This is a genomic window from Microbacterium sp. OVT16B (genome assembly GCF_019969705.1).
Taxonomy (GTDB): domain Bacteria; phylum Actinomycetota; class Actinomycetes; order Actinomycetales; family Microbacteriaceae; genus Microbacterium; species Microbacterium natoriense.
Window position 1 is genome coordinate 195140 of sequence record NZ_JAHXZA010000001.1, and the last position, 12474, is coordinate 207613.

The window sequence follows — 12474 nt, forward strand, 5'->3', positions numbered from 1 at the left end:
GCTCCCAGCCCCGCGGGACCAAAACGGCGCCGGCATCCGTTCTCCCTTATGACGCTGCAGCCAGCCGCGTCAGACAAGGAGCATCATGTCGCACGACTACCGCAAGACGGCCGAGGCGGTCGGCGCCCTCACCGACGCGCAGTACAAGGTCACCCAGCGCGACGGCACCGAGCCGCCGTTCCGCAACGCCTACTGGGACAACCACGACGACGGCATCTACGTCGACGTCGTCTCGGGCCAGCCGCTGTTCTCCTCCCTCGACAAGTTCGACAGCGGAACCGGATGGCCGAGCTTCACCAAGCCGATCGACGCGGATGCCGTCACCACCCGCACCGACCGCACACTGTGGATGTCGCGCACGGAGGCGCGCTCCACCGGCGCCGACAGCCACCTCGGGCACGTCTTCGACGACGGACCCGTCGAGGGCGGAGGCCTGCGCTACTGCATGAACTCCGCGGCCCTGCGTTTCATCCCGGCATCCCGCCTGGAGGAAGAGGGCTACGGTCGATACAGCGACCTCTTCACCCACACCGACACCCCCATCGAGGAGCAGTCATGACCGACACCGGAACCATCACCCGCACCCCCGGCACCGAGACCGCCGTGCTCGCCGGCGGCTGCTTCTGGGGCATGGAGGACCTGATCCGCCGCCAGCCCGGCGTGCTCGACACCCGGGTCGGCTACACGGGCGGGTCGAACGACCACGCCACCTACCGCAACCACCCCGGTCACGCGGAGGCCGTGGAGATCGTCTTCGACCCGTCGAAGACGTCGTACCGCGACATCCTCGCGTTCTTCTTCCAGATCCACGACCCGTCGACCCTGGACCGTCAGGGCAACGACATCGGGTCGAGCTACCGGTCGGCGATCTTCCCGCTCTCCCCCGAGCAGGAGCAGGTCGCGCGCGACACGATCGCCGACGTCGACGCCTCGGGGCTGTGGCCCGGCAAGGCCGTCACCACGATCGAGCCCGAGGGCCCGTTCTGGGAGGCCGAGCCCGAGCACCAGGACTACCTGATCCGCTATCCCAACGGCTACACCTGCCACTTCCCGCGCGCGGGATGGGTGCTGCCGAAGCGCGAGGAGAGCGCCGCTCTCTGATCCGCGCACCGAGGCCGACGCTCCTCCTCGTGGAGGGCGTCGGCCTCTGTCGTGTGGCGCGGGCGCCAGGCGCCGCGGTCAGCCTTCGGCGAGGAACGCCAGCGCCGCCTCCTTGAAGGCGCGCGAACCAGGGGCGTTGAAGTGGTTGCGGTCGGGGATCTCGAAGAAGCTCCCGTGCGGGGCTGCGGCCGCCAGCGCCCTCGATCCCTCGATGATCGCGTCCTTCGACCCTGTGGCGAAGAGGATCGGGCTCGACGGGGCGTCGGCGGGGTCGGGGTCGATCGTGCGGGAGGCGCGCATGCCCTCCGCGAGCGCGATCAGGGCGCGCAGGTCGTTGCCGGGCACCCGCTCGGTGAGGGCGATGTAGTTCTGCGTCGTGGGGTCATCGACAGGGGCGCCGTCGGCGAGGAACGCACGCACCTGGTCGAGGTTCAGCCGGGCCAGGGGGATGCCGTCTGGAACGCCGCCGAGCACCCCGCGTCCGATGCGCTGCGGCAGGTCGCGGATGACCTCCCACCCCACGCGCGCGCCGAGCGAGTAGCCGAGGTAGTACGCGTCGTCGACGAGGTAGGCGTCCATCACCGTCTCGACGTCGGTGGCCAGGGTGCGGATGCCGTAGTCGCCGGGCTCGTGCGGCTTCTCGCTGAGACCGTGGCCGCGCTGGTCGAGGGCGAGCACACGGTAGCCGGCGCGGGTGAGGTCGCGGACCCACCCGGTGAGCACCCAGTTGTCGCGCGCGTTGGAGGCGAAACCGTGCACGGCGACGACGACGGGCGCGTCGAGGTCGCCCCACGTGTAGGTCGCGAGACGGGTGCCGTCGGCGGAGTACACCTGCTGCGGCTCGGGCATGCGGGTCAGGTCAGCGAGAGGAACGGCCACGCATCCATCTTGGCCCGATTGGCGGGGTGGAGGGCGTCGACCGCGGCGAGTTCCTCAGGGTGGGAGTCCCTGGGCGGTTCCCCCAGTTGTGACGGAAAGACACCCCCGTCGCTATTTCACTATTGTGTCGATCGTCACAATAGTGCAATATCATGGACGAAGCTGAACAAGGGAGTTGAGCATGTCCGCAAGTTCACCTACGGCGGCGAAAGCCGTGACGGCCAGCATCCCCGTGCTCAAGCGCGGCCTGAAGAATCGTCATATCCAGATGATCGCGCTCGGGGGCGCGATCGGGACGGGATTGTTCTACGGTTCATCCGAAGCGATCGGGATGGCGGGGCCTTCGGTGCTGCTCGCCTATATCGTCGGTGGCGCGATGATCTTCCTCATCGTGCGCGCTCTCGGGGAGATGTCGGTGGACAATCCGGTATCCGGCGCCTTCAGTCACTACGCGAACGAGAACTGGAGTCAACGCGCCGGTTTCGTCTCTGGATGGAACTACTGGTTCAACTACATCGCCGTGTCGATGGTCGAGCTCGCAGTCGTCGGATCCTTCGTGAACTACTGGCTCCCTGGAGTGCCGACGTGGGCGTCGGCGGCGGTGTTCCTGGTGCTCATTACCGGCATCAATCTCATCGGAGTGCGCACTTTCGGCGAGTTCGAGTTCTGGTTCGCGTTGGTGAAGGTCGTCGCCGTGATCGGCATGATCGTGCTGGGAGCGATCGTCATCGTCTTCCGGATCAACAACAGCGCGGATCTCCCTGACCCGAGCTTCGCTCACCTGTTCGACCAGGGGTTCTTCCCCTTCGGGCTCACCGGGACCCTGGCTGTGCTCGTCGTCGTGATGTTCTCGTTCGGCGGCACGGAGTTGATCGGAATCACGGCCGGAGAGGCGGAGAACCCGCGCAGAACCATCCCGAAGGCGATCAATCAAGTCATCCCGAGAATCCTGATCTTCTATGTCGGAGCGCTCGCCGTGGTGATGGCGGTGGTGCCCTGGGCCAGCCTCGACGGTCAGACGAGCCCGTTCGTGCAGATCTTCGATCGCATCGGGATCCCGGGCGCCGCTCACATCCTCAACCTCGTCGTGCTCACGGCGGTCATCTCGGTGTACAACTCCGGTCTCTACTCCAACGCGCGGATGCTGTACTCGCTTGCCCGCCAGGGCAACGCCCCCGCATATCTGCGCCGCATCTCGAACTCGGGGGTCCCCGTCGCAGGTGTGCTGACATCTTCCGCGGTCACGGTCATCGCCGTGATCGTGGTCTTCGTCTGGCCGGATTTCGCATTCCGCTACCTGATGTCGATCGCCACCATCGCCGCGATCATCAACTGGTCGATGATCATGATCACTCAGATGAAGTTCCGTCGGCGCATCGGGCCCGAAGGTGTCGAGAAGCTGGAGTATCGACTGCCCTGGGCCCGGGTGACTCCTTGGATCGTCCTCGCCTTCCTGGCTGCGGTGGTCGTGCTCATGGCTCTGTCGCCCGACTACCGCACCGCCGTCATCGCGGGGCCGATCTGGTTGGGCATCCTGCTCATCGGCTACGAGGTCAAGAAGAGACGCGCCCGCCCGGCAGGGGATGTCCAGGCGCAGGAAGCTCCGAGCGGCGGAGGCTGGGGGGCTGACCGCTCGTGAGGTCGCGACGCGGCCGCCCAGAAGGTGCTCCGGGCGGCCGCGTCGTGCGTGTCCTGGGCGTGTGAATCCGGCGGCGGGTGCCGCTCAGAGCACGACGAGGAAGCCGAGCACGGTGCTCGCGACGGCCAGCGCCGCGAGGACGAGGGCCGGTGTCGCGGCCTCCTTGCGACGCAGGTGCACGACGACCGCGCCGATCATGATGATCGCGATGCCCGTACCGGCGAGGGGTGTGAGGATCGGTGCGATCCCCGTCAGCAGCGGGAGGATCAGCCCGAGCGCGCCGACGACCTCGAGCGCGGCGATGGCCTTGACGGTTCCGGCGGAGAAATCCTCGGTCCAGGCCATGCCCCGCTCGGCGAGGGTCGCCTTGGGGGTGACGAGCTTCATGCCGCCTCCGCCGAGCATGGCGAGGGCGAGAAGCCCGTTGACGATCCAGAGTGCGACGAGCATCCGTGTTCCGTTCTGTGTGTTTGTTACGATCAGTAACCAAGAATGGAGCAATCGGATGACTGGTGCAAAAGGCACATCGGTGTCACCGACGCACAGCGATGGCTGCGATGCGGCGGGCTTCCCCGACTACGAGAACTCGTGCTCGATCGACGAGGGGGCGGGCCGTGCGATCCGCGAGGTGCTCGATCGGGTCGGCGACAAGTGGTCACTGCTGCTGATCGCGACGCTGCGCGGCGACCGGCTGCGCTTCAGTGAACTGCTCCGGCATATCCCCGGGATCTCCCAGCGGATGCTCACGCTCACGCTCCGTCAGCTCGAACGCGACGGGCTGGTCACCCGCACCGTGCACGCCGAGGTGCCGCCCCGTGTGGAGTACGAGCTCACGGAACGCGGCGAGACGCTCATCCCGATCGCCCGCACGATCGGCGACTGGGCCCTCGCGAACCACCCCGCGATCGAGGAGTCCCGCGCCCGCTACGACGCCCGCGCCTGACTCCGGTCGGTCAGAAGTCGGCATCCGATTTTCGGACGATCGCCGGAATTTCGGATGATCGACCCGAAACGGTCCGATTTCTTGAGATGCTTCCGAATTTCGGATGAGGGCGGATGGGTATGCGAGACATGCGACAAGGAGCCGCGGACACAGAGAAGGGGGACGGATGCCGTGGCATCCGTCCCCCTTCTGGGTCAGACGCGGGAGCGCAGCGCCTCGCCGAGTGCGGCATCCACGTTCGTCCAGTACTGGAAGAAGCGCTCGCGGATCGCGTCGATGGTGATGCCGCGGCCCTGACCCGTGAGGGTGTCCAGGAACCGGGCGCGCTGCTCGTCGTCGAAGACCGTGCGGTACAGCGTGCCGGCCTGGCCGAAGTCGTCGTCGTCCACGCGCAGCGTGGCCGCGGCGCGGATCAGCTCGCCGTCGGACTCCCAGCTCGCCTCGACGCCCGCAACCGGGTCTGCGGCGGGTCCACCGGCCGCCCCGTACGAGTTCGGCGTGTACACGCGGTGCTCGGCCTGGTTGAAGCGGTACTGCATCTGGCCCTCGTGCATGTAGTTGCGCACCTCGGCCGCGTGCGGCTGGTTGACCGGCAGCTGGTTGTAGTTCGCGCCGATGCGGTAGCGCTGCGCATCGGAGTACGCGAACACCCGCGCCATCAGCATCTTGTCGGGCGAGATGCCCGTGCCCGGAACCTGGTTGCCGGGCGAGAACGCCGCCTGCTCGATCTCGGCGAAGAAGTTCTGCGGGTTGCGGTCGAGGGTGAACGTGCCCACCTTGATGCGCGGGTAGTCCTTCTTCGACCACGTCTTGGTGAGGTCGAACGGGTTGAAGCGGTAGGTCTTGCCCTCCTCGTACGGCATGACCTGCACGAAGACGTCCCACGAGGGGTTGTCGCCGCGGGCGATCGCGTCGAACAGGTCGCGACGGTAGTAGTCGGCATCCGATCCCGCGAGCTTCTCGGCCTCGGCGGCATCCATCCGCTCCACGCCCTGCTTCGACAGGAAGTGGTACTGCACCCAGAAGCGCTCGCCCTCGGCGTTGACCCACTGGTAGGTGTGCGAGCCGTAGCCGTTCATGTGGCGCCAGGATGCCGGCAGGCCGCGGTCGCCCATGAGGTAGGTGACCTGGTGGGCGGTCTCGGGGGAGAGCGTCCAGAAGTCCCACTGCATGTCGGCGTCGCGCAGACCCGAGTCGCCGAGGCGCTTCTGCGAGTGGATGAAGTCGGGGAACTTCATCGCGTCGCGCAGGAAGAACGTCGGGGTGTTGTTGCCGACGATGTCGAGGTTGCCCTCCGTCGTGTAGAAGCGCAGCGCGAAGCCGCGCACGTCGCGCCAGGTGTCGGGGGACCCCTGCTCGCCCGCCACGGATGAGAAGCGGAGCAGCGTCTCGCTCACGGCTCCGGGCTGGAACGCGGCGGCGCGGGTGTAGGCGGACACGTCCTCGGTCACGGTGAACGTGCCGAACGCGCCGCCGCCCTTGGCGTGCGGGTTGCGCTCCGGCACGCGCTCGCGGTTGAACGAGGCGAGCTTCTCGACGAGGTAGCGGTCGTGGAGGACCGTGGGGCCGTCTGCTCCGACGGTCAGGGAGTGCGCGTCGCTGGCGACGGGCGTGCCGGTCTGGGTCGTGGTGCCGGGGAGGTCTGACATGGTCATGCGTTCACTTTCGTCTCGTATCGGTGTTCAGTGGGGTCCCCGACGCGCGTCGATGCAGCGACGCCGAGGTGAGGGGTCGTTCGATGATGCCGGGGGACGCGGCGCGCAGGGGGAGTTCTGACGAACCCGTATGGTTCTAGGGCGCGACGTCCTGGCAGCGGGGGCATACGCCCCAGAAGGTGACTTCTGCGGTCTGCACGGTGAATCCCCCCGTGTTCGACGGGGTGAGACACGGCGCCTCGCCGACGACGCAGTCCACGTCGCCGATGGCACCGCAGCGGGTGCACACGACGTGGTGGTGGTTGTCGCCGATGCGCCGTTCGTAGAGCGCCGCGGAGCCTGCCGGTTCGATCCGGCGGATGAGGCCCGCCGTCGTCAGGTCCGCGAGGATGTTGTGCACCGACTGGATCGACGTGGTCGGAAGCACGTCGGACACCGCGCGGTAGACCCGCTCGGCATCCGTGTGGGCCATGGACTCCAGCGCCTCGAGAACGGCGACGCGGCCCGCAGTCGCACGAAGACCCGCGTCGCGAAGCGCGGAGTCGAGGTCGGTGTCCATGCCTCGACTGTACACGTTGTTTTTAGTGATTCAAAAGAAGTATCGGCATGTCGGTGGGGGGCACTCGAAACCGTTCGATACAGATCGTCCTTCATCGGAGGCCGAGTGGTTCGCGAGAGAGCGTCCCATCGCGGCTCCCAGAACTCACCCACACAACTGCGGGTCAGCCTCCGTGCAGTCTTTCTGCTCGTCGACGTGGTGCTCTAATGGGAGCCAGCCCGGAGCGGGCGATTGCATCTTCGAGGGGGAAATGTGAGCTACAGCCAATGCACCGCGAAAGTTACTGGGCTGCACCGCACTGAGAGTGGGAGGCAGCGTTGCCCGATTCATAGAACTGGAGCGACGCCTTCGTCAGACTGGGCGGAGCGCACGTCCGATGCCTGGTCTGCCCCACGCAGAATCTCACCAGCGTCGCGACCGGAGGCGCGGCGCTATGACAATCAGTACCGCTTGATCGCTCAACTCAGTGAGAGTGTGGTCGACCTCATGTTGAGTCCGCCTGACGGCCGACTCCGTGACGCGACTTTCGACCTCATCGACGCGCTCACTCCCACTGGCGATGCCCGCATTCCTCGCTCAGGTCACGTATTGTGTCAGCTCTTCGAGCAGGTAGCGCTGGGCTTGCAGAGGATCATCGATGTGCCGGGCGCGGTCATCGATGAGCTTGTAGGCGAGGAAGTCGCCGGATCACGGATTCTCGCCGTGTGCGTGAAAGTTCTTCTCAAGAGAGCCGTGCAAGTCGCAATGGAGAACGCGATGGCACCGCTGGTGGTTCTGCACCTGAACGCGTGCATCTGCGCGCTCACATTCTGCCCGGCGTCGGAGAAGCATCGGTCATTGGAAGAGAACTGCACGATGCCCCTCGTCAGAGACCGTCTCAGCCGCGCGTGATCGTGAACCCCTCGCCGCGCACGCGGACCCGCCCTCCCTGGGCGGCCTGGCCGTGCTGCGATCCGTCCGCGTCGTAGGCCCGACCGCTGCCGGGCGCCAGCGGGGCGACCCGCTCGTCCGACCGGGAGCCGTTGGCGTAGAGCACCGCGGACCCCGTCGTGGTCGCGTACACCGCGCTCACGACGCGCGGCTGGATCACCAGTGCGTCGAGCCGCACGTCGCCCCGACTCGTGCAGCGCACCGTGACCTGCTCGGCAGGCAGGTCCCCGCCGAGCAGCTGCGGCACGAGCATGCCGTCTGCCTCGGTGAGTCCGCGGTCGCCGGTCCCGCCCGCTGAGGTCTTGGTCGTCCACAGGCGACGTCGTCCGCGGAACACCTCCCACACGGCATCCCCGGCATCCGCTGCCTGCCGCCAGATGAGACCGTGCAGGATGCCGCCCACCTCCGTCACGTCGAACTCCACCCACTCGCCCCGCGGGACCTGCACGTACGCCCCGCCCGACAGGTTGCCCTCGCCGGTCCAGGCCCCGCCGGCCGGTCGCACGACCGTGCTGCCGGGGGAGAGCCGGGCGGTCTCCGCGTCGATCACGCGCAGACCCGAGTGCGAGCTCAACCCCGTGATCGATGTCGCGATCTGCGCGATGTCGCGGTTCGCGTCGAGCAGCAGCATCGTCAGCAGCCCGTGGATCGTGGACTCCGCGCCGGAGTTGCGGTTCACGCGGCCGTCGGTCTCGACGCCGTCGAACGTCACGCCGGTCGCCGGGTCGTACGTCGGGATGCCGGCGGTGTTCGCGCCGAAGAACCATCCGGCGGCCAGGCCGGCGAGTACGCGGTGTCCCTCGCCGCCCGCGGCGACCGCACCGGCCACGCGTCCGTGCGCGCCGTAGGCGATCTGCGCCTCGGCGGGAAGCGGGGCCCAGGCGTTGCTCGGCCCGCCCGCCGCGAGCACCTGCGGCGTGAAGCGCCCGGCATCGGCCGCGGCCGCCGTCGTCCAGTCGCGGCGGCGCAGCACGGCGCCCGCGCGGGCGAGCGCCTCGGGAGCGGCCGAGCCCCACGCGTGCCAGAAGCCCAGCGAGCCCGTCCACGGCAGCACGGCCCCGAACGGCCAGCCCACCCGAGGGTCCGTCGCCATCGCGGCCACGCCCTCGCCATAGGTCTGGAGTGCGCTGCGACTGCGGGAGTCACCCGCTTCGGCGGCGGCGCTGAGGCCGAGCATGGCCTCAGCCGTGGCATCCGCCCCTCCCGCGATCAGCCAGGCCGGAAGCCTCCTGCCGTCGCTGCGCACCCACTGCCCGGCACGGCCGAGCGACTCGCGTCCGAGCGCGTCGAGGCACAGGTGCAGCCGCGCCAGCAGGAACTCCGCGAAAGCGGCATCCTCCCGACGGAACGCGGCATGGCCCTCGCCGAACGCCCACACCGACCGGGCGAGCCAGTACGACTCCGCCGAGTCCGACGGATCGGGCAGCTCGACCGGGATCGCGCTGGGGTTCAGCGTGCCGTCCTCCTGCTGCCACAGCACCACCCGACCCGCGTTCGGTCCGGTCGCGGTCTGCAGGAACGCGAGAGAGCGCAGCAGGTCGCGCGCCTCGTCGCGGCTCTGCGCATCGCCCGTCGCCTTCCAATCCCGCAGCAGCACGACGGCCGCTCGCGCGATGTCGTCGGCGTTGTACGCACCCTGGCTCCAGTAGCCGGTCACCGCATCGCGGTTCCCTCCTCCGACGCGGCGGAAGCCGCCGGCACCGTCGGCATCCGCGTAGGTCCACGGCGCCCGCACTGTCGGCCGGGTGTCGATGCCGAACGTGGTGTGCTCGGCGCTCGCGGTGACGGGAACGTCGGCGAGCAGGAAACGCAGGTGCGCGAGATTCGTCAGGCGCGGGCGTCGGGCGGCGTCGAGCGGCAGCGGACCGGCGAGCCCTGGAGCTGCGGTCGTCGCGCCGACGGCCGCGTCGACCGGGATCAGGGCGAGGGCGGATGCCGTCGCCGCGATGGTCAGGAAGGTGCGTCGTGAGGTGTCCATGTCATCACTTCTTCGTGCTGTCGGTGGAGCGGGGTTCGTGAGGGGCGATCAGGAGAGGTCGGCCGCGGGCTCGCGCAGCGCGCGGCCCCACGGCTCCGCCGGATCGTGGATCGCGACGGCGAGGGTGGTGTCGGACTGGCCGTAGTACGCGAACCACCTGCCGTGGAACTTCACGAGCCCCTCGATGAAGGTCACGTTCGAGATGAGTCCGTGCAGGTCCTCGAACGACTGCGGCCGCAGCCACGGCTCCTGCAGCCGGGCGATGACCTTCGTCGGCTCGTCGGGGTCGATCGCGATCTGCCCGCAGCGGTAGTCGACGTCGACCGAGCCGTCGTCGTTGATCGTGCGGGTCGCGCCGTTCGTGAGGAACACGAGCAGTCCGTTGTCGGCGAGCACGGGGGAGGCGCCGATCTCGACCAGGGCCTCGTCCCACGTGCCCGGCGTGGGGGAGTACATGGGGTCGGTGTCTGCGGTGCCCGGCGTCCAGTGGATGAGGTCGTCGCTCGTGGCCCAGTAGATCGCGCCCTCGCCGAAGTACATCCACCATTTGCCGTGCATCCGCTGCGGCACGATCACGCCGGCCTTCGACCAGTTGAAGCCGCGCGGATCCATGGTCTTGAACGTGTCGAAGTCCTCGAACAGCGGGCCGTGCTTGGTCCAGGTGCGCAGATCGGTCGAGGTCGCCAGGCACAGCTGGGCGCTGCGGCGGTCCCAGCCCGTGTAGGTGAGGTAGTAGGTGCCGTCGATCAGCGCGATGCGCGGATCCTCGCAGCCGTAGCGCTCGTAATCCTCGGACGGGGAGAGGATCGGAGCATCCTCTCGCGTGAAGGTCACCCCGTCGCGGGAGCGGGCCATGCCGATGTGCGACACGATGTCGTCGGCGTGCGCGCGGTACAGCAGCACGACCTCGTCGCCGTCGACCAGCGCGGCCGGGTTGTACAGGTTGGCCGACTCCCAGCTCTCGCCGCGGGGGCGCAGGATGGGGTTGCCCTCGTAGGGGGTGAACGGTCCGAGGGGGAAGGATGCTCCGGTGAACATGGATGCCTTTCTGGGCTAGCCCTTGACGGCGGCGCCGAGGTCGGTGGCGGTGAAGAACCGCTGGAAGACGATGAACAGGATCACGACGGGGAACGCGAGGGCGGTGGCGCCCGCGAGGATCGCGCCGTTGGGGTTGGCGGTGGACTGCGCCACGTTCGAGATGTAGTTGGCGAGGGACACGGCGAGCGGCTGAAGGCTCGAGTCCTTGGTGATGAGGAACGGCCACAGGAACTCGTTCCACGGGCCGATGAAGGTCACCAGCACGACGGTCACGAGCACCGGTCGGATCAGCGGGAGCGCCACCGAGGTCAGCAGGCGGATCTCACCTGCCCCGTCGATCCGCGCCGCCTCGAAGATCTCCACGGGCAGCGCCTTGAAGAACTGCGTGAAGATGAACACCGCGGTCGTGTTGATGAGGAACGGCAGGATCATGCCCAGATACGAGTCGCCCAGGCCGTAGCTGCGCGTGATCTGCACGTACAGCGGGATCATGAGCAGCTGGAACGGCACCATCTGCACGAGCAGCATGAGCACCCAGATCACCCCGCGACCGCGGAAGTCGAGCCGGGCGATCGCGTAGCCGGCGAGCAGCCCGAACACGACGGTGCCGAGCAGCACGCCCGCCGTGAAGACGAGCGAGTTCAGCAGGGAACCCGCCAGGTCGATGCGCGAGTCGATCGCGACGAAGTTGTCGACCGTCCACCCGCTCGTCGGGAAGAGCTCGTTCGGGGAGTTCGTGGGGTTCTTCTGGAACGCCCCCACGAGCATGAAGTAGAACGGGAAGGCGAAGCCGATCGCCGCGATCGTGAGCACGATGATGCTCAGGATGCGGGGGACTGAACGTCTGCGGGTCATCATCGCTCCCTGGTCGCGCGGTTGGCGGCGAGCGACAGCATCCCGACCAGGACCACGAGGATCATGCCGATCGCCGCTGCGGTGTCGGGGTTCTGCTGCTGGATGCCCAGCTGGTAGATGAGCAGCACGGGGGTGGACGAGGCGCCGTCGGGGCCGCCGCCGTTCGTGAGCAGGTAGGGCTCGGTGAAGAGGTTGGCGCCGGTGATGATCGAGAGGATCAGCACGAGGGTCGTCGCGCTGCGGACGCCGGGCACGGTCACGTGACGGAATCGGGAGAGGATGCCGGCGCCGTCGGTCTCGGCCGATTCGTACAGCTCCTTCGGCACGTTCTGCAGTGCTGCCAGATACAGGAGGATGTAGAAGCCCAGCTGCTTCCACGTCACGTACAGCGCGATCATCGGCATCGCGAGTCCGCTGTTGACGAGCCATGAGGGGTCGGGGGCGAGCGGGCCGAGGATCGTGTTGATCAGTCCGTTGCCCGAGAACAGCAGCATCCACACGCCCACGAGCGAGACGCTCGCCGTCAGATACGGCACGTAGAACGCCACGCGGTAGGCGGCGACCCAGCGGATGCCGGTGTTCAGCGCCGCCGCGAGGATCAGCGACAGCACCGCGGTCAGCGGCACGTTGATCACGAGGAACACGAGCGTGTTGCGGAACGAGTCGATGACCCGCGGGTCGGTGAGCACCGTGACGAAGTTGTCGAAGCCGACGAACGGGCGCTCGACCTCCGTACCGGGGGCGGTGAAGAAGTAGTCGTGGAAGGCGATGTAGACGGCGAAGGCGAGCGGATACGCGAAGATCGCGATCACGAAGACGAAGTACGGCAGCGCGAAGAGGCCGCCGATCGGCTGCGCACCCAGCCATCGGGTGCGCAGCCGCCGGTTGTCGGTCATG

At 67.9% G+C, this 12474-nt stretch carries 13 protein-coding genes; 5 read left to right on the forward strand and 8 right to left on the reverse strand.

Annotation, left to right across the window (positions count from 1 at the left end):
* Positions 1-85: 85 nt before the first annotated feature.
* Both msrB and msrA read left to right on the forward strand, forming a co-directional pair.
* Positions 86-559 (forward strand): peptide-methionine (R)-S-oxide reductase MsrB, encoded by a 474-nt coding sequence (gene msrB, locus LC438_RS00945; RefSeq protein WP_223585540.1) that lies wholly within the window; start codon positions 86-88, stop codon positions 557-559.
* A complete protein-coding gene (gene msrA / locus LC438_RS00950; protein ID WP_223585541.1) occupies positions 556-1101 on the forward strand; it encodes a peptide-methionine (S)-S-oxide reductase MsrA in 546 nt (181 codons plus the stop codon). Before msrB ends, msrA begins: the two co-directional genes overlap by 4 nt.
* A 78-nt stretch (positions 1102-1179) precedes the next feature.
* Here msrA and LC438_RS00955 read toward each other — a convergent pair whose 3' ends face one another.
* Positions 1180-1980, reverse strand: coding sequence for an alpha/beta fold hydrolase (locus tag LC438_RS00955; protein WP_181155934.1), 801 nt, complete (start codon positions 1978-1980; stop codon positions 1180-1182).
* 181 nt (positions 1981-2161) lie between these two features.
* Between LC438_RS00955 and LC438_RS00960 the strand changes: the two genes are divergently transcribed.
* A complete protein-coding gene (locus tag LC438_RS00960; RefSeq protein ID WP_223585542.1) occupies positions 2162-3619 on the forward strand; it encodes an amino acid permease in 1458 nt (485 codons plus the stop codon).
* 84 nt (positions 3620-3703) lie between these two features.
* Here LC438_RS00960 and LC438_RS00965 read toward each other — a convergent pair whose 3' ends face one another.
* A complete protein-coding gene (locus tag LC438_RS00965; RefSeq protein WP_105675891.1) occupies positions 3704-4069 on the reverse strand; it encodes a DoxX family protein in 366 nt (121 codons plus the stop codon).
* 55 nt (positions 4070-4124) lie between these two features.
* On the opposite strand from LC438_RS00965, the gene LC438_RS00970 reads away from it, so the two are divergent.
* The gene (locus tag LC438_RS00970) at positions 4125-4562 is read left to right on the forward strand and encodes a helix-turn-helix domain-containing protein (protein ID WP_105675893.1); all 438 of its coding nucleotides are present in this window, start codon (positions 4125-4127) and stop codon (positions 4560-4562) included.
* 194 nt (positions 4563-4756) lie between these two features.
* Here LC438_RS00970 and LC438_RS00975 read toward each other — a convergent pair whose 3' ends face one another.
* Positions 4757-6211: a catalase gene (locus LC438_RS00975; protein ID WP_223587435.1), complete on the reverse strand. Its 1455-nt coding sequence runs from the start codon at positions 6209-6211 to the stop codon at positions 4757-4759.
* A 142-nt stretch (positions 6212-6353) separates the two neighbouring features.
* Entirely contained in the window at positions 6354-6776 is a 423-nt protein-coding gene (locus tag LC438_RS00980; RefSeq protein ID WP_223585543.1) for a Fur family transcriptional regulator, read from the reverse strand.
* A 450-nt stretch (positions 6777-7226) separates the two neighbouring features.
* On the opposite strand from LC438_RS00980, the gene LC438_RS00985 reads away from it, so the two are divergent.
* Positions 7227-7667, forward strand: a complete 441-nt coding sequence (locus LC438_RS00985) for a hypothetical protein (RefSeq protein ID WP_223585544.1) — start codon at positions 7227-7229, stop codon at positions 7665-7667.
* Here the strand turns inward: LC438_RS00985 and LC438_RS00990 are convergent.
* Genes LC438_RS00990 through LC438_RS01005 form a run of 4 tightly spaced genes read right to left on the reverse strand, consistent with a single transcriptional unit; the run spans position 7654 to position 12473 of the window.
* Positions 7654-9684: a hypothetical protein gene (locus LC438_RS00990; protein WP_223585545.1), complete on the reverse strand. Its 2031-nt coding sequence runs from the start codon at positions 9682-9684 to the stop codon at positions 7654-7656. The two genes, LC438_RS00985 and LC438_RS00990, sit on opposite strands and share 14 nt — an antisense overlap.
* 48 nt (positions 9685-9732) lie before the next feature.
* On the reverse strand, positions 9733-10722 hold the full coding sequence (locus LC438_RS00995; RefSeq protein ID WP_105675901.1) for a glycoside hydrolase family 130 protein: 990 nt from the start codon (positions 10720-10722) through the stop codon (positions 9733-9735).
* 15 nt (positions 10723-10737) lie between these two features.
* Entirely contained in the window at positions 10738-11580 is an 843-nt protein-coding gene (locus LC438_RS01000; protein WP_105675903.1) for a carbohydrate ABC transporter permease, read from the reverse strand.
* A complete protein-coding gene (locus LC438_RS01005) occupies positions 11577-12473 on the reverse strand; it encodes a carbohydrate ABC transporter permease (RefSeq protein ID WP_223585546.1) in 897 nt (298 codons plus the stop codon). The genes LC438_RS01000 and LC438_RS01005 overlap by 4 nt, the downstream gene beginning before the upstream one ends.
* Between the last annotated feature and the right edge of the window lies 1 nt (position 12474).

Bases quoted from the DNA above. Each gene is read 5' to 3' on its own strand.
- msrB (WP_223585540.1), top strand. From the start codon at position 86: ATGTCGCACGACTACCGCAAGACGGCCGAGGCGGTCGGCGCCCTCACC.
- msrA (WP_223585541.1), top strand. From the start codon at position 556: ATGACCGACACCGGAACCATCACCCGCACCCCCGGCACCGAGACCGCC.
- LC438_RS00960 (WP_223585542.1), top strand. From the start codon at position 2,162: ATGTCCGCAAGTTCACCTACGGCGGCGAAAGCCGTGACGGCCAGCATC.
- LC438_RS00965 (WP_105675891.1), bottom strand. From the start codon at position 4,069: ATGCTCGTCGCACTCTGGATCGTCAACGGGCTTCTCGCCCTCGCCATG.
- LC438_RS00970 (WP_105675893.1), top strand. From the start codon at position 4,125: ATGACTGGTGCAAAAGGCACATCGGTGTCACCGACGCACAGCGATGGC.
- LC438_RS00975 (WP_223587435.1), bottom strand. From the start codon at position 6,211: ATGTCAGACCTCCCCGGCACCACGACCCAGACCGGCACGCCCGTCGCC.
- LC438_RS00980 (WP_223585543.1), bottom strand. From the start codon at position 6,776: ATGGACACCGACCTCGACTCCGCGCTTCGCGACGCGGGTCTTCGTGCG.
- LC438_RS00990 (WP_223585545.1), bottom strand. From the start codon at position 9,684: ATGGACACCTCACGACGCACCTTCCTGACCATCGCGGCGACGGCATCC.
- LC438_RS00995 (WP_105675901.1), bottom strand. From the start codon at position 10,722: ATGTTCACCGGAGCATCCTTCCCCCTCGGACCGTTCACCCCCTACGAG.
- LC438_RS01000 (WP_105675903.1), bottom strand. From the start codon at position 11,580: ATGATGACCCGCAGACGTTCAGTCCCCCGCATCCTGAGCATCATCGTG.
- LC438_RS01005 (WP_223585546.1), bottom strand. From the start codon at position 12,473: ATGACCGACAACCGGCGGCTGCGCACCCGATGGCTGGGTGCGCAGCCG.